Source organism: Propionicicella superfundia DSM 22317 (assembly GCF_000423465.1).
Taxonomy (GTDB): Bacteria; Actinomycetota; Actinomycetes; order Propionibacteriales; family Propionibacteriaceae; genus Propionicicella; species Propionicicella superfundia.
Genome location: NZ_KE384020.1, coordinates 17,409 through 33,219 on the forward strand (window position 1 = coordinate 17,409; position 15,811 = coordinate 33,219).

Here is a 15,811-nt window from a genome sequence, read left to right on the forward strand (position 1 = left end):
GGACTTCGTGCGGTGTGTGATCGTTTCGACAGGCTCAACGATCGGGTCGGTGAGCTTGCCCCCCGGGTCCTTGGGCTTGCCCCCACCGGGGTCCTTGAGCTTGTCGAAAGGACGTGGGGAGTTCACCGGTCAGCGGCGCGAAGATCTTCGTCGGGGCAGATGACCTGAACGCGTTCGATCTTGCCGGAGCGGACCAGGTATCCGGCGCCTGGGGGGAGGGCGGCGCCGAGCACGGACCTGGGCAGGGGCACGCCGAACATATCGGGATCCTGGCTGGACTGGGGTGACAGCATCACCCCGGATCGTGACCGTTTCAGCGCGACGATCGGCCCCCGGTACAGGCCGGTCATCTCAGCGGGCGACCCGGCTCCGACGAGCATGGATCCGGTGTCGCGCAGTCGTGCCAGATGCTCGGTGAGCGCGTCGGGAAGCCAGCCGTCGGCTCCGAGGATCTCGATGTCGTCGACGAGCACGAGCGAGGGAGCTGTGCTCGCTCTCAGGTCCGCGAGCAGGCTCTCGGTCGCTTCCCGGTCGCAGTCGGCGTTGAGAACGCCCAGCATTCCCGGCCCTGTGAGGGTCCTCAGCGGGCTGGATCGCGGGGTGAAGGCGACGACGCGCCAGTCGTGGGCCAACGCGTGCCGGGCCAGGGTGAAGAGCACGGTTGAACGGCCCGACCGTGGCGGTCCTGTGACGAGAAGGCCGGGACCGTGCTCCACGGCGTCGAGGGTGCGAACCCTGAGGGTGTCGCCGCCGACCGCCACGGGGAACTCGGTCGGCTTCCAGGGATCGTGCGGGAGCTCAGCGGCTTCGGCCTGGCTCATCCGCACCGGCAGGACATCGACGCGCTGGGGGCGCCGGCGGTCGGGCATCGCCCTCCAGGTGTCGATGGCACGGGTGGCGATCAGATGGAGGGCGGCGACCTGCGCGGTGCCTGCCGGGTCTCCGGCGATCAAGGCGACCTGCGTCTCGTCCAGCGTCTCGGCACGGAACCCGCGGCCCGGTGGCATCGTCGCCGGCACCGCCTTGGACGGCATGCCGATGGCGGAGTAGTCGGAGGGATCGGGCAGCCTGAGCAGCAGCTTGTCGGGGAAGAGGGCGGATACCCGCCCGGTCAGCAGGCTGCGGTCCCCGGTCACGACCATGCGCAGACCGGCGGCCGGGCCTTCTTGGAGGATCTGCTGCCAGGCCGCGATGATCTGTCCTCCGTCCGGGGTGTCGTATGCCTGGACGAACTGTTCCCACGCGTCGAAAAGGACCAGAACGTAGGGGATCCGGTCGTCCGGCGGGGTGCTCGCCCGCTGTTCTTCCACATCGGCGTAGCCGTCCGTGGCGAGTCGCTGCTGTCGTTGCGAGATCATCCGGCGTAGGAGCGCCGTCAGCCTTCCCATCCGCTCACTCTGATCGCGGGTGACGACGGCGCCGGCGTGCGGCAGCCGGGTCAGCGGGAGCAGCGCGTTGTTACCGCAATCGACGCCGTACACGTGGACGTCGGCCGGGCTCAGCCACCGTCCGACACCGGCGGCGAGCGTGCGCAGCACCGTGGAACGCCCCGAGCGCGCGGTGCCCACGACGGCCAGGTTTCCGCCCTGAGCCAGGTCCAGCGCGGCCACGCCGCGCGCCTGCCGGGCCGGCATGTCGGTCGCTCCGAACGGGACGGTCATGGTGTCGCCGCCCGGCGTCGCCTGCGGCGAACCGGCCAGCAGTTCGTCGATGGTGAGGGCCTGGCCCATCGGCGGGAGCCACGGGGGCGGGGGCGTGGCGATTCCGGCCGCCGCGGCCGCGTCGCGTATCGATGTGACCAGTGTGGCCAGGTCCGTGGGGGTCGCGGCGTCGTCGTCGGCCTGCTCGGGGACCGGGGCAACACGGGGCAGGTCGGCCGGCGTGTACGCCCACAGCCACGGTTCGCTCGGCCCGTCGGCGGCAGCGGGCCGCCCGCCGACGCGCGACGACTGGAACGCGACGAGGCTGGAGTGCCCGAGCCGGGCGTAGGCACGTCCCGGAAGCGACTTGGCGATGTGCGCGGCGTCGGGCGCCTCGATCACGTCCGACGAATCGGCCGGGTCTGTGACGCGCAGCGCGATCCGCAGGTTCGTATTGGACTTGATCTCCGCGCTGACGACGCCGGCAGGGCGCTGGGTGGCCAGGATCAGGTGCACGCCCAGCGATCGACCGCGGCGGGCGATGTCGATGAGGCCGGCCACGAAGTCGGGCAACTCCTGGACGAGCGCCGCGAACTCGTCGATGACGATCAGCAGTCGCGGCATCGGGGCGTCCCCGGCGTCCTTCCCGGCCAGGTAGTCCTCGATGTCTTTGGCCCCGGCCCCGGCCAGTTGGTGCTCGCGGCGGCGCAGTTCGGCGCCGAGGCTGGCCAGTGCCCGGTTGGTGAGGTGCCCGTCGAGGTCGGTCACCATGCCGACGGTGTGCGGGAGCCGCCCGCAGTCCTTGAACGCGGCGCCGCCCTTGTAGTCGATGAGCACGAAGTTCAGCTCGTCGGGCCGGTTCACGCACGACAGCGACGCGATGAGGGTCTGCAGGAGCTCCGACTTCCCCGAGCCGGTCGTGCCTGCGACCAGACCGTGCGGGCCGTCTCGGCGGATGTCCACCGAGAACAGGCCGTCGAGGCCAGGGTGGTGACGGTGATTTTACCGTCGGCGGCGGCGTGGACGAGCTGGTAGTCGACCTCGATCGTGCCGTTCCTGATGCCCCGAACCACGTCGGGACGTGTCCCGAGCCACTTCTGGAAGTCCGTGTCGGCGGCCCACACGTCGTGGAAGTAGGCGGGCGATCCCTGGGCGGCACGGGTGCCGTCGGGCAGCTTGCGACCGTGCTTCGACAGATCCGCCGCGCCGCCCTTGGCCTCGGCCACCACGAGCCGTCTGCCGTCGCCGCTCAGCCCGGCCACGTCGAACGTGTCCTTGCCCCGGGCCGCCGCCAGCTCGGGGATCGGCACCGCGCCCTGCGCGCCCAGCACGTCCCGCGCCGCCTTGTCTCCCAGCGCCTCGCTCGCTGTTCTCTGATCTGCGTACGTCTTCCGCTCCGTCGCGCAGGCCGACATGAGCTCGTCGATCAGAGTCTTCGCCTGCGGGGATGCATGGGAAGAGGCGTGGGCCAGCCTGTTGATTTCTGCGTCGATCTTTTTCTCGGAGGACAGATCGTTGACCGTGATGCCGAGCTGGTCGAGCTGGTCGATGATGGCGTCACGGTCGGCGATGGCCTCCGCTCGTTTGATGACGGCCGCGTCACGCGCGTCGAGGGCCCCACCGAATGCTGCGGAGCGTGGAAGGTCGGGGACGACTGTGGCGATGCGGTGGGCGATCCTGGGGTTGAGCATGTCGGCGACCCGCGAGGAGGTGACCAGGAGCTTGGCGACCTCGGTGACATCCATGCCCTTCTTCAGCCACTTGCCGGCGTGGACAACGCCGCCGACGACGGAGGGGAGGAACACGTTCGCCACCGACAGCGACCCGTTGACGACATCGCCCTCGGCGTAGTACCACACAGCGTTCACGCCGTCGGCGACCTCACCGACGAACGGGACGAGGCTGACGACGTCGATGATCGCGTGCCCCCACTTGTCCCAGAATCCCTTGGCGTTCTCGATGCGTTCGAGCCGGGTGTAGACGCCGATCTGCTTCTGGACGTCGGCCAGCAGGCCGCTGGTGCCTCCGTTCTGGATGGAGGCCGCCTCGGCGGTCAGGACCGACTGGATGAACCAGGTCATCGTGGCCTGGTCGGGCTGCCGGTCGAAGAGCTGCTTGGCTCGGAGGTCGATCTGGCCCTTCTGATCGGTCTGGTTCGCGGAGTCGTAGTCGAACGGGTCGGTCAGCGGGCCGCCGGAGAAGTTGTCGAGGATCCATTGCGGATTGTTCACCGCGGCACGGAACAGGCCGTACATCGGGTCGGAGATCTGCGGGTGATCGCCGGTGTCCGGATCCGCCTCGGGATCGATCATGATCGGCGCGGCATGCCCGAGCCAGGCGTCCACTCGCGGGTCGCCGCCACGGAACAACCTGTAGGACCAGCTCGACACGAAGTCGTTCTCGACCTTGTCGATCGACGCCTTGACGGCCGACAGGAAGTCGTCGGACCACGTGCCGCGCGACACGATCAAGGCCAGCGGCGTGCCTGCCGTCGGCTCGGCGAAGCTGTCGGCCCACTTCTTGTTGAACTGTGCCTGCCCGGTCGCGTCCATCGACGCCGCACCCAGGCTCAGTGTCGCGCCGAGCCCGTCCAGCAGTTCTCGGTAGCGCGCCATGTAAGCCGGATCCTGGGCGGGTGAGCCCGGCGCGACGTGGTTGTTGATGAGCGTCAGCAGCATGGCTGCCGCCAACGGGTCGAGGCCGACGGCGAACTGCCTGGCGAAGTCGGGGTCGCCCTGATTCCGTTTCAGCAGATCCAGCAGTTCCTGCGGGATGTCGTCCAGTTGGTCGTAGTCGATGTTGCCGATCAGGGCCGCGGCCTGCTGGGCGTCCTCGGTGACGAGCTGATCCTCGTCGACCGATACCACCCTGCCCATGCCGGGGTCGCTCTGGTACAGCTCCCAGGCCTTGTTCAACCGGCGACGGCAACTCTCGGCGATCGACTCGATGGCCCAGATCGCCTGCCCGCCCGCCCGCCACCGAGACAGGCCGGGATAGGACAGCCACACGTAGTCCAGGTCGGAACGGATCCGGGACGCCGCCGCGGGAGCATCCCGCGCCGCCGCGTCCAGGGCCGCGACCAGCGCGGCCATCGCATCGAGATCGATGCTGATCTTCGTCATGGGGCCGCCTATCTCGCCAGATTGCGCCAGTGCACCTGCCAGGCCGTGGTCGGCACGCGTGCCGGCTGCCGGGACGCCGCGTCGGAGAACTCCCCGGCTGCCCCGTCGGCGACCAGCGACGCGTCGACCTGCAACTGCACGATCTCCTGATAGGTCGCCTCCGCCCGTCCGCCCTCCCACGCGCGGGCCTGGAACGCTCTGATCGCGCCGGCCAGGATCGAGCACAGATCGTCGCGCTCGCCCGCGCAGGAGCCCTTCCGGCTCTTGATCGCGGCCCGATACGGATTGTCGACATAGACAGGGTCACTCACGAGAAACGCCTCCAAGATGGCACCCCGACAACAGGCTCGGACGGGCGAGGACCGCCCGCCCGAGCCGAATCACCAACGTTCGCTCAGAACCCGCCGACTGCGGCGTAGCCGTCACGCTGCTTCTGAACGTCGGCCGAGGCGTCCTGCAGCGCATTCTGGATCTTCTCCAGCGTCAGACGGAACTCCTGCCACGACTCACGGAACGCGTCTGCGTTACGGCCCTCCCAGACCGCGCTCTGCACCGTCGAGTCGATGCTCGACCGCAGGGTGCTCGTCGACCCCGCCGCATCCGTCAGCGTCTTCTTCAACGCATCCAGATCCTCAAGATTCGCGCCGGACTTCGCCACAGTTCCACCTCCACAATCAGACCCACGTCAGCACGCCCGCTGACGCGCGAAGCTAACAACCCCGGAAAGCTAACAACCACGGCCAAGCGGCACAAACAGGTGCGTTATATAACGTCCACGCAAGAACGGTTCCGCGTGTGGCGTGTGAGCGCGCCCCTGCGGCGTCACCCGGCCGCGTCGGGGTCCGTAGTGGAGGTGTTGCGGCTACGTGTTGGTGGGCTCGGGGGGGCGGTGGTGCGGTGTTGGCTGCCCTTAGACCGGGCACGACGGCCACGGGCCTGGGTCGGGGCAGGGCAGAGTTGACCTCGTTGAAGCCGGTCAGCGCTCCCCCTGATATCCCCTTCGTTGCGCTGAGGCCCGTCCGAGGCCGGCTTCATCCCCCCAAAAGGGGCCGCGGTCGCCTGTGCGCCGCGGCCCCAAAGAAATTGTGGGTTGGTTCGTGGTGCGGGAAGGCGCCCCGGCCGGACCGGGGCGGCTTTGTGGTCGACGGGTTCCGCGGGCGGCGAGGCCGTCGGTTCAGGTGAACACGACGGTGGTCTTCTCCCCGTCGGGCGAAGAAACTCTCCATCGCCGCGTCGCCGCTTGAGCACTCGTCCCGGAAGGCGCGTGGGTTGCCCAGTCGCGTGCACGACGACCGGTTGCGCCTACGTCGGTAGGTGTCCGTCGTCGAGCTCGGGCACGCAGAAAGGCCCGGCCGGGGCCGGGCCTTTCTGTGTGGGTCAGCTCAGGACGTTGATGTTGACCGCCTGCAGGCCCTTCGGGCCCTGCTGGGTCTCGAAGGACACGCGGTCGCCCTCGTTCAGCGAACGGAACCCGCTGGAATTGATCGCCGAGAAATGGGCGAACACGTCGGCCGAGCCATCCTCGGGAGCGATGAAGCCGAAGCCCTTGTCGCCATTGAACCACTTGACGGTGCCGGTAGCCATAATGCTACTCCTCTACTCAGGAAGCGGAGCATCCGCGGTTGCGGTGCTCTCGTGATGTAGCTGAAACAAACGCTTCCCGCAAGACCACCAAGGCTGGAGAAACCAGCGGTTCAGCCAAACAAGCAAACGAAGAATTCAAACAACAACGCGTGTCACTTTACCAGGCGTGCCCTCACGACCACGAATCCTCGCCCCAAGGGTCGAGGCGACCAGACGCGTCGGATGCTGGATCCATGGGCGGACGCTCGGCATCACGTGTCGGGCTCCTGCCGAGACGATCACGACGGCGGTGATCCTCTGACGACGCGCTCTGCTCCCAGGGCGCGTGTGAGGCTACGAGGGGACTCGCAAGACCGCAGGCAGGGGACATGCCGACGTTCAGGTGGAGGTCCTGCTCGCCGACGCCAAGCATCTGACGTCGGGGGATGCGTAACTGCGGCTTTCTGAACCGAATACGGCGTCTTTGCCGCCCCATTCGGTAACCAAGTCCGCATGCGGCGGCCGCCGCCGCCGGGGAGCAACCTCAGCGGGCGGACATGCGTGATCCCGGATCCGGGACGGGGGGCCGGATCCGGGACCTGCAGGCCGTGGCCGGCCGGCCGAGGGAGATCTCTGCGGGATCCCCGTCGGCGGTCAGGGACGGATCAGCGCGCGGCCAGGGCCTTGAGCGCCTCGAACGAGGCGCGCGCATCGTCGATCGGGCCGGTGCCCGCAGCGGGCTCGGCGTCGATCATGATGTCCTGCTCCAGGACGTAGTACCCGTCGAAGCCGGCATCGGCGAGGCGCCGCACGATCGCCGCGAAGTCGATGTCGCCCTGCCCGATCGGGACGAACATGCCGGCCTTCACCCCCTGGCTCCAGGTGATCTCACCGGTCAGCAGCTTGTCGGTCATGTCCTTGCGGATGTCCTTGGCATGGACGATGTCGATCCGGTCGGGGTAACGGTCCACGAGGTCGACCACGTCGGCGCCGCCGCAGGAGATGTGGCCCGTGTCCAGGCACAGGTTCATGGCGGACTCGACGAGCAGCTTCTCGACCTCGTCGGCGTTCTGGATCATGGTGCCCCAGTGCGGGTGGACGCAGGCCGTCACGCCCCGCCCCGCGGCGTACTCCTTGATCCGCTCCAGGTTGGCGAACAGGGTCTTCCAGCCGTCCGCGTCGAGGACGGGTCGATCGTCGTACCCGTCGCGGCCGGAATCGCACGCGAGAATGAGGAACTCGCCGCCGGCCACCTCGAACGCGTCGAGCTCCTTCTCGACGGCAGGCAGCGGATCGACCTGCGGGTCGTGCATGACGGCCAGGAAGAAGGCGCCCACGGGCGTGAGCCCGTAGCCGCCGACCGCCGCGGCCCGGGCTGCCGGCTCGACGGGAAGCCAGCCCTGCGGGCCGAACTCCGTGGCCGTGAGGCCGATCTCGGCCATCTCGGTGAGCACCCGTTCGGGCGCGAGCTGGTGGCCCCAGCCGGGGACCTCGCAGACGCCCCAGGAAATGGGGGCTCCGGCGATACGCATGGGCGTGTCCTTCTCTCGTGGGTTCATGGACGGGGTCTCACAGCCGGACGATCGCGCCGCTGTTCGCGGAGGCGGCCGCCGCCTCGGCGATCCGCAGCGCGGCGACGCCGTCGGCGATGGTGGGGGTGGGTGCCCGATTCTCGGCAATCGCGGCGATGAACTCGTCGAGCTCGCGGGCGTAGGCGGCCTCGTAGCGGGTGAGGAAGAAGTCCAGGTACGGGTCCTCGGCGGACGAGGCGTCCGCGCCGAACCGGCGCACCGTCGTCGCGCGGAGGTTCTCGACGGCGAGGGAGCCGCGCGGGCCGAACACCTCGACGCGCTGGTCGTAGCCGGTCGCGCAATGCCGCGAGTTCGTGATCGTCGCCACCGCGCCCTGCGCGCTCACCAGGGTGATGACCGCGCCGTCGAAGTCCCCCGTGTCGGCGAGCGCGGGATCGAGATGCTGCCCGACGGCACTGACGGCGACGATGTCGCCGAGGAGGTAGCGGGCCATGTCGAAGTCGTGGATCGTCATGTCCTTGAAGATGCCGCCGGACACCGCGATGTACTCCGCGGGCGGAGCCGCCGGGTCGCGCGAGACGATGGTGACCTGCTCCACGGGCCCGACCTCACCGGCCGACACCAGGTCGTGGACCCGCCGGAACGACGGATCGAAGCGACGCTGGAACCCCATCATGACGAGGGGTTCCAACCCGGCGAGCCGCCCCTGCAGCTCGTCGACGGCCGCGAGATCCATCGCGACGGGCTTCTCGCACAGGGCGGGCTTGCCGGCCTTCGCCGCGGCGACGATGTGGTCGACGTGCAGAGGGGTCGGCGAGCAGATGATGACCGCGTCCACCTCGGGATCGGAGAAGATCGCGTCGACGTCGCTCCCGGCGCGGGCGCCGTGCGCCTCGGCCAGGCTCTCGGCCGCGGCGAGGACAGGGTCGGCCACGAGACGGAGCGTGGCGCCGGCATTCGCGGCGACGGAGCGGGCGTGGACCCGGCCGATGCGGCCGGCGCCGATGAGCCCAACATTCAGCATGGTGCGCACTTCCTTGTGGGTGGTGGTGTTCGCGTGGTCGCGAGGGGATCGGCTCGCCGGCTGTGCAGCCGGACGATCATACGGCGGGGACGAGGACGTCTCGGACGAGGGCGTCGAGGTCGGCGTCGGCGGCGAGGAACTGCCGCAGCGTCCGGACCGTGGGACCGAAGGTCTCGAACTCGTCGATCGTCAGCCCGTCGAGCTCGTAGGCGCGGTTGAAATCGGGGATCCGGCGCAGCTCGGAGAGATAGTGCTCGTCGACCGGGACGTCCATCCGCGCCGTCGGCTCGTAACCGGAGGCGTTGATGATCTGCTGCCAGCCGAACGGCGGCGAGATGACCACATCGCCTCCTTGGAACTCCGACCACTGCATGACATTGCGGAACGCGGCGGTGAGCAGCCGCGAGCGCAGTCCCCGCTCCCGGAAGATCCGGTACGCCTCCTTGAAGGTGGCCACCCCGGCCCATTCGAGCGCCGAGGAGTCGATGAAGATCTTGTCCCGCGCGACCACATGCTTCAGCCAGTCGTCGAGGCGTCCGACCATGATGGTCACGACCGGGCCCATCGTCGCCGTGTCGAGCCCCTCCGCGTCGCGGCGCCGGAGCCCCCGCTCGATGGCCTCGCCCGCCACGACGGCCTGGGCCACGGAGAACGAGACGGTCACGTTGATCGAGACGCCCCGGTACGTCGCCTCCTCGATGGCCTCGATGCCGATGCGGGTGGCCGGGATCTTCACGATGATGTTCGGCGCCATGCGCGAGAACTCCTCGGCCTGGTCGGCGAGCGCGGCGGCGTCCCGGTGGAGACGCGGATCGGTCTGCACCGACAGGCGGCCGTTGCGCCCCTCGTGCTCCACGAAGATCGGTTCGAGCAGGGCAGCGGCCTCGACCGACATGTCCTTGACGGCCTGCCAGCCGATCCGGGACTCGCCCCACTCCGGGTGCTCGGCGGCGATGGCGGCGATGCGCGGGTTCCAGATGTCGGGGTGCTTCGAGATGGTGGTGTAGGCGATGACGGGATTGCAGGTGGCGCCGACGCCACCGAAGGAGATGGACTGCCGCAGTTCGGCGAGGTCCGACGAGTCGTTCCACAGGACGGTCGGGAACGCCTTCGCCGCCGTCAGCAGGGGGCCGGGAGTGTAGGTGGGTGTGGTGGGCACGGGCTCTCCTCGTTGGGTCTCGCGGTCCGCCACCTTTGGCAGGTCCGCTTCGGCGCACGACAATTCAAAGCCATCGCGCGCCCCCTGTCAAGCAAATGTCCTCACAAAGAAGAACTTTGTTCGCACGTGACTACTCGGCGAAGAGACTGAAGGTGAAGGAGTAGAGACCGGCATTGTAGACGTGGGAGCCGAACTCGATCACATTGCCCTCGCTGTCGTACGCGGTGCGCTCCATCGTCAGCAGGGCTGCTCCGACCTGAAGCGAGAGCTTGTCCGCGTCCTCCTCGTCGGCGTTGCGGGCGCCGACGCTCTGCTTGGCCGTCGCCGGGCGGATCCCGCGCTCCTCGAGGCAGGCGTAGAGCCCCGTGGACGACAGCTCGGTGAGGTTCGGTGCGATCGCCGCCGGGAGGATGTTCGTGAGCAGGGCGAGGGATCGGTCGTCGATCCAGCGTCGTCTGCGGATCCGCGCGATCTCGGTGCCCGCCGCGCAGCCCAGGTGTGCGGCCTCCTCGTCGTCGGCGAACTTCACCTCGAAGCTCAGGACCTCCGTGCGGGGCTCGAAACCCGCCTTGACGAGGTCGTCGTTGAGGGAGGTGAGCCCGAGCGGACGGTGGACGTGGGACGGCGTGACGCGCGTGCCCGCACCCCGGCGGCGATTGAGCAGCCCGCGGGTCACCAGATCCTGCAGAGCGCGGCGTGCGGTGGGCCGCGACACCTGGAGCCGGTTGGCCATCGAGACCTCGTCCTCGATGAGCCGGCCGGGCTCGAGCGATCCGGAGGTGATGAGCTCCTCGAGCGGCTGGGCGATCTGGTGGTACAGGGGGACAGGGGACGTGCGGTCGAGCTGGAGGTCGGGGGCGAACGGCGTGTCGGGGTCGGGTCGGGTCGACCCGTGAGCGGGCTGGTGCGACATGGTTGTCTCCTGGTCCTGTTGTCGCGTTGCCGAATCCCTTGCGCGGCGCGTACATGATGGTCGTTTCCCGGCATCGAGGCAAGATTTGTCCGTTTGTAAGCACAAAACCTTGACCCAAAATGCGCGTGTCTGCCACACTATCCGCGTACTGCCCCGCTGACGTGGAAGGACACCCGCTCTCATGACCAGTGTTGGCGTCGAGCCGCTCGATCTCCTGACGATCGGGCGCTGCGGGGTCGACATCTACCCCTTGCAGACCGGGGTCGGCCTCGAGGACGTGGAGACCTTCGGCAAGTTCCTCGGCGGATCGCCCACCAACGTCGCCGTCGCCGGTGCGCGGATGGGAAATCGTGTCGCCGTCGTGACCGGCGTGGGCGACGATCCCTTCGGGAGGTTCGTCAGGCTGGAGATGCGCCGTCTGGGCGTCGACGACCTCCACGTCGTGACGAACCGCGATCTCAAGACGCCCGTCACCTTCTGCGAGATCTTCCCTCCCGACGACTTCCCCCTCTACTTCTACCGGCTGCCGTCCGCGCCCGACCTGCAACTGCGCGACGAGGACATCCCGCTGGACGTCGTGCGCTCGGCCCGCGTGTTCTGGTTCACCGTCACGGGACTGAGCGTCGAGCCGACCCGCTCGGCGCACCACGCGGCCCTGGCGGCCCGGCGGCGTGCGGAGTGGACGATCGCCGATCTGGACTACCGCCCGATGTTCTGGTCCGACGAGCAGACGGCGCACGACCAGGTCGAACGCGTGCTCTCCCAGGTCAATGTCGCGATCGGCAACAAGGAGGAGTGCCGGATCGCCGTCGGCGAGACCGTCCCCGACCGCGCCGCCGACGCCCTGCTGGACCGGGGCGTCGACATCGCGATCGTCAAGCAGGGGCCTCTCGGCACGCTCGCCAAGACCCGCGAGGAGCGGATCGTCGTCCCGGTCACCCCCGTGGAGATCTGCAACGGTCTCGGGGCGGGCGACTCCTTCGGGGGGTCCTTCTGCCACGCGCTGCTCGCCGGATGGGATCTCGCGCGATGCGTCCAGTTCGCCTCGACCGCGGGCGCGATCGTCGCGTCGCGGCTCGAATGCTCCACCGCCATGCCCACCGAGCAGGAGGTCCTGGATCTCATCGCGCAGCATCCTGAATCCGCTCCGATCATCGAGAAGCTGACATGACCGCCTACATCGAACGTCTCGCCGCGATCCGCACCGGCGAACCGTCCCGGATCTCCGCCGCGTTGCGCACCCGCGCGCGCACGTCCGTCGCCGAAGCCGGCGGCCGGATCATGGTCCTGGCCTGCGACCACCCCGCCCGCGGCGCCCTCGGCGCCGGGCCCGACCCGATGGCGATGGCCTCCCGCGAGGACCTCCTGCAGCGATGCGTCACCGCCCTGTCCCGCCCCGGCGTCAACGGATTCCTCGGCACCGCCGACCTCGTCGAGGATCTCGCCCTGCTGGGGGCGCTGGAGGGCAAGCTCGTCTGGGGGTCGATGAACCGGGTGGGGCTGCAGGGCTCCACGTTCGAGATGGACGACAGGTTCAACGGCTATGACGCCGCCGGGATCGCGGCGGCCGGGCTCGACGGCGGCAAGATGCTCGCCCGGATCAACTACGAGGACGCCGCGACCGCGTCCACGCTGGAAGCCTGTTCGGCCGCGGTGAACGGCTTGTCCGAGCAGGGCCGGCTGGCCCTGATCGAACCGTTCATCTCCCGCTGGGAGGAGGGCCGGATCGTCAACGACCTGTCGCCCGACGCCGTCATCAGGTCGATCGCGATCGCCTCCGGTCTCGGCCGCACCTCGGCCATGACCTGGTTGAAGCTGCCGTGCGTCGCGGAGATGGAGCGGGTGATGGAGGCCACGACTCTCCCGTCGCTCATCCTCGGCGGCGAGGTCTCCAGCGATCCCGACGCGACGCGCGAGGAATGGCGCCGGGCACTGCGGCTGCCGAACGTCATCGGCCTGGTTCTCGGCCGATCCCTGCTGTACCCGCCCGACGGTGACGTCGCGGCGGCCGTGGACGAGGCGGTGTCTTTGCTGTGAAGGACAACTCGACGTGTCATATCCCTGCCGGAGCCACGGCTCATGGCGCCTGGGCGCTCGACGTGTCCGCCGAACGCGCGGGCTGGGAGTTCAGCTCGCTGCGTGTCCTGACGCTGCCGGCCGGCGGGTCACAGGCCGTGGCGGGGACCGACAGCGAACTGCTCGTGCTCCCGCTGCAGGGCGGCTGCACGGTCGAGGTCGCGGGGGAGGTGATCGGCCTCGCGGGCCGGGAGTCGGTGTTCGCCGACATCACCGACTACCTCTACGTCCCGCGTCGCACCGACATCGTCGTCCACTCGTCCGCCGGCGGCCGGTTCGCCCTTCCTGCCGCGAAGGCGACGGCCGACCTGCCGGTGCGGTACTGTCCCCGCGACGAGGTCGTGACCACCCTGCGGGGCGCCGGAGCCTGCTCGCGGCAGGTCAACAACTATGCGCTGGGCAACCGCCTGCGGACGTCCCACCTGCTCGCCTGCGAGGTCCTCACCCCCGGCGGCAACTGGTCGTCCTACCCGCCTCACAAGCACGACGTGCACAACGCCGACGAGCGCGTGCTGGAGGAGATCTACTACTACGAGGTCCGTCCCGCCCCCCACGGCGGGCCGGGATTCGGCATGCAGGTCGTGTACCCGTCACCGGGGCACGAGATCGACGTGGCCACTCTCGTGCGCGACGGAGACATGGTTGTCATGCCGTACGGCTATCACGGCCCGAGCGCTGCGGCGCCGGGCTACGACCTCTACTACCTCAACGTCATGGCCGGTCCGGCCGAGGACTCCACCTGGCTCATGACCGACGACCCGGCCCACCGTTGGATCCGGGAAACCTGGGACGACGAGGCCGTCGATTCCCGCCTTCCGATGACCCCCATGAATCAGGCCCCGAAGGAGGACCGATGACAGCACCGTCCGGGACCGTCCGACTCACCGTCGGACAGGCTCTCATCCGCTTTCTCGTCAACCAGTACTCCGAGCGCGATGGCGCGGAGCACCGGCTCATCGCCGGTGCCTTCGGGATCTTCGGCCACGGCAACGTGTGCGGCGTCGGGCAGGCACTGCTCCAGAACGAGCTCGACCCCGCGGCGGACGGCGGTGAGCTGCCGTACATCATGCCGCGCAACGAACAGGGCATGGTGCACGCGGCGGCGGCCTTCGCCAAGTCCACGAACCGGATGCAGACCTGGGCGTGCACGTCGTCGATCGGCCCGGGCGCGCTGAACATGGTGACCGGCGCGGCACTCGCCACGACGAACCGGCTGCCCGTCCTGTTGCTGCCGTCGGACCAGTTCGCGACCCGGGTCCCCGATCCGGTGCTGCAGCAGGTCGAGAACCCGCAGACCCTCGACACGTCGGTGAACGACGCCTTCCGCTGCGTCGCCGCGTTCTTCGACCGGGTCAACCGCCCCGAGCAGCTCTTCCCGTCGCTCCTGCAGGCGTTCCGCACCCTCACCGACCCGGCGGATACGGGAGCGGTCGTGCTCGCCCTGCCGCAGGACGTCCAGGCGGAGGCATTCGACTTCCCCGTGGCGATGTTCCGCAAGCGGGTGTGGCACGTCCGGCGCACCCCGGCCGACACCGCGTCCCTGGATCGCGCGGTCGAGCTCATCCGCGCGGCCGAGCGCCCGCTGGTCGTCGCCGGGGGAGGGGCGATCTACTCCGCGGCGTCGCAGGAACTGCGTGAGTTCGCCGCGGCCACGGGCATCCCGGTCGCCGACACCCAGGCCGGCAAGGGCGCGATCAACGCCGACCATCCGCAGTCGGTGGGCGGCGTGGGGTCGACCGGCGGTGCCGCGGCGAACCACCTCGCCGAGCGGGCCGACCTCGTCGTGGGCGTGGGAACGCGCTATTCCGACTTCACCACGGCGTCCCACACGCAGTTCAAGAACCCCGCCGTGACGTTCGTCAACGTCAACGTGCGGGCCTTCGACGCCGTGAAGCACAGCGCCGAGATGGTGGTCGCCGACGCGCGCGAGACGCTGGCCGCGCTCACCGCCGCACTGGACGGCCACACGGTCTCACCGGAGTACGCCGCGGAGGTCGCGGCCCAGAAGGCCGCGTGGGACGCGGCGTCCTACGCGGCGAGCCACACCGGTCACGGCCCGATCCCCGCCCAGACCGACGTCTTCGGGGCGCTCAACGAGCTCATGGGCGACGACGACGTCATGATCAACGCCGCGGGGTCCATGCCCGGCGACCTGCAGGCCCTGTGGCGTGCGCGCACGCCCGTCCAGTACCACGTCGAATACGCGTTCTCCTGTATGGGCTACGAGATTCCCGCGGCGCTGGGGGTCAAGCTCGCGCTGCCGGAGTCCGAGGTCGTGGCGATCGTGGGCGACGGCACGTACCAGATGCTGCCCATGGAACTGGCGACGATCGCCCAGGAGGGCGTGAAGGTCATCTTCGTCCTGCTGCAGAACTACGGGTTCGCCTCGATCGGCGCCCTGTCGGAGTCGCACGGCTCGCAGCGGTTCGGGACGCGGTACCGCACGGGCGGATCGGGTCATCTGCAGGAGGGCGTGAAGCTCGGCGTGGACATCGCCCAGAACGCCCGCTCCTGGGGCATCGACGTCATCGAGGTCTCGACGATCGACGAGTTCAAGGAGGCGTACCGCAGCGCGGCTGCGAGCGACAGGGCCACGATGATCCACATCGAGACCGATCTCTGCGGCCCCAACCCGCCGTCGTCGTCCTGGTGGGACGTCCCCGTCGCCGAGGTGTCCCGGATCGAGTCGACCGCGCGGGCGCGCGCCGAATACGTGACGGGTCGCGCGTCGCAGCGTCACTACTGCTAGGAGCCTGCCGAGCGCCCGGGTCCCGGCGCGTCC

Annotated in this window: 13 protein-coding genes; 4 read left to right on the plus strand and 9 right to left on the minus strand. The window is 69.2% G+C overall.

The genetic code is table 11. The features are described 5' to 3' along the window. Positions 1 to 122 precede the first annotated feature (122 nt). The 9 genes from G555_RS18070 to G555_RS0105180 form a co-directional block, all read right to left on the minus strand. Positions 123 to 2,603 carry an FtsK/SpoIIIE domain-containing protein gene (locus tag G555_RS18070; protein WP_051208466.1) on the minus strand — a complete coding sequence of 827 codons (2,481 nt, stop codon included), beginning with the start codon at positions 2,601 to 2,603 and terminating at the stop codon, positions 123 to 125. Continuing rightward, positions 2,501 to 4,762 carry a hypothetical protein gene (locus tag G555_RS21105; protein ID WP_028708050.1) on the minus strand — a complete coding sequence of 754 codons (2,262 nt, stop codon included), beginning with the start codon at positions 4,760 to 4,762 and terminating at the stop codon, positions 2,501 to 2,503. The genes G555_RS18070 and G555_RS21105 overlap by 103 nt, the downstream gene beginning before the upstream one ends. Positions 4,763 to 4,770: 8 nt before the next feature. After that, the gene (locus tag G555_RS0105150; protein ID WP_028708051.1) at positions 4,771 to 5,073 is read right to left on the minus strand and encodes a hypothetical protein; all 303 of its coding nucleotides are present in this window, start codon (positions 5,071 to 5,073) and stop codon (positions 4,771 to 4,773) included. An 83-nt stretch (positions 5,074 to 5,156) separates the two neighbouring features. Then, a complete protein-coding gene (locus G555_RS18075; RefSeq protein ID WP_036921433.1) occupies positions 5,157 to 5,420 on the minus strand; it encodes a WXG100 family type VII secretion target in 264 nt (87 codons plus the stop codon). 719 nt (positions 5,421 to 6,139) lie between these two features. Then, positions 6,140 to 6,346: a cold-shock protein gene (locus G555_RS0105160; RefSeq protein ID WP_028708052.1), complete on the minus strand. Its 207-nt coding sequence runs from the start codon at positions 6,344 to 6,346 to the stop codon at positions 6,140 to 6,142. A gap of 644 nt (positions 6,347 to 6,990) precedes the next feature. Next, positions 6,991 to 7,857 carry a sugar phosphate isomerase/epimerase family protein gene (locus tag G555_RS0105165; protein WP_036921436.1) on the minus strand — a complete coding sequence of 289 codons (867 nt, stop codon included), beginning with the start codon at positions 7,855 to 7,857 and terminating at the stop codon, positions 6,991 to 6,993. 37 nt (positions 7,858 to 7,894) lie between these two features. After that, positions 7,895 to 8,881, minus strand: a complete 987-nt coding sequence (iolG, locus tag G555_RS0105170; RefSeq protein WP_028708054.1) for an inositol 2-dehydrogenase — start codon at positions 8,879 to 8,881, stop codon at positions 7,895 to 7,897. A 76-nt stretch (positions 8,882 to 8,957) separates the two neighbouring features. After that, positions 8,958 to 10,040 (minus strand): transaldolase family protein, encoded by a 1,083-nt coding sequence (locus G555_RS0105175; RefSeq protein WP_028708055.1) that lies wholly within the window; start codon positions 10,038 to 10,040, stop codon positions 8,958 to 8,960. 130 nt (positions 10,041 to 10,170) lie between these two features. Continuing rightward, the gene (locus tag G555_RS0105180; RefSeq protein ID WP_028708056.1) at positions 10,171 to 10,953 is read right to left on the minus strand and encodes a GntR family transcriptional regulator; all 783 of its coding nucleotides are present in this window, start codon (positions 10,951 to 10,953) and stop codon (positions 10,171 to 10,173) included. Positions 10,954 to 11,134: 181 nt separating this feature from the next. On the opposite strand from G555_RS0105180, the gene iolC reads away from it, so the two are divergent. Genes iolC through iolD form a run of 4 tightly spaced genes read left to right on the plus strand, consistent with a single transcriptional unit; the run spans position 11,135 to position 15,778 of the window. Next, complete coding sequence (gene iolC / locus G555_RS0105185) at positions 11,135 to 12,124, plus strand: 5-dehydro-2-deoxygluconokinase (RefSeq protein ID WP_028708057.1); 990 nt, start codon at positions 11,135 to 11,137, stop codon at positions 12,122 to 12,124. Next, positions 12,121 to 12,990, plus strand: a complete 870-nt coding sequence (locus G555_RS0105190) for a Cgl0159 family (beta/alpha)8-fold protein (RefSeq protein ID WP_028708058.1) — start codon at positions 12,121 to 12,123, stop codon at positions 12,988 to 12,990. Before iolC ends, G555_RS0105190 begins: the two co-directional genes overlap by 4 nt. Continuing rightward, positions 12,987 to 13,886, plus strand: a complete 900-nt coding sequence (gene iolB / locus G555_RS0105195; protein ID WP_028708059.1) for a 5-deoxy-glucuronate isomerase — start codon at positions 12,987 to 12,989, stop codon at positions 13,884 to 13,886. Before G555_RS0105190 ends, iolB begins: the two co-directional genes overlap by 4 nt. Further along, on the plus strand, positions 13,883 to 15,778 hold the full coding sequence (iolD, locus tag G555_RS0105200) for a 3D-(3,5/4)-trihydroxycyclohexane-1,2-dione acylhydrolase (decyclizing) (RefSeq protein ID WP_028708060.1): 1,896 nt from the start codon (positions 13,883 to 13,885) through the stop codon (positions 15,776 to 15,778). The genes iolB and iolD overlap by 4 nt, the downstream gene beginning before the upstream one ends. The last annotated feature ends 33 nt before the right edge of the window (positions 15,779 to 15,811 follow it).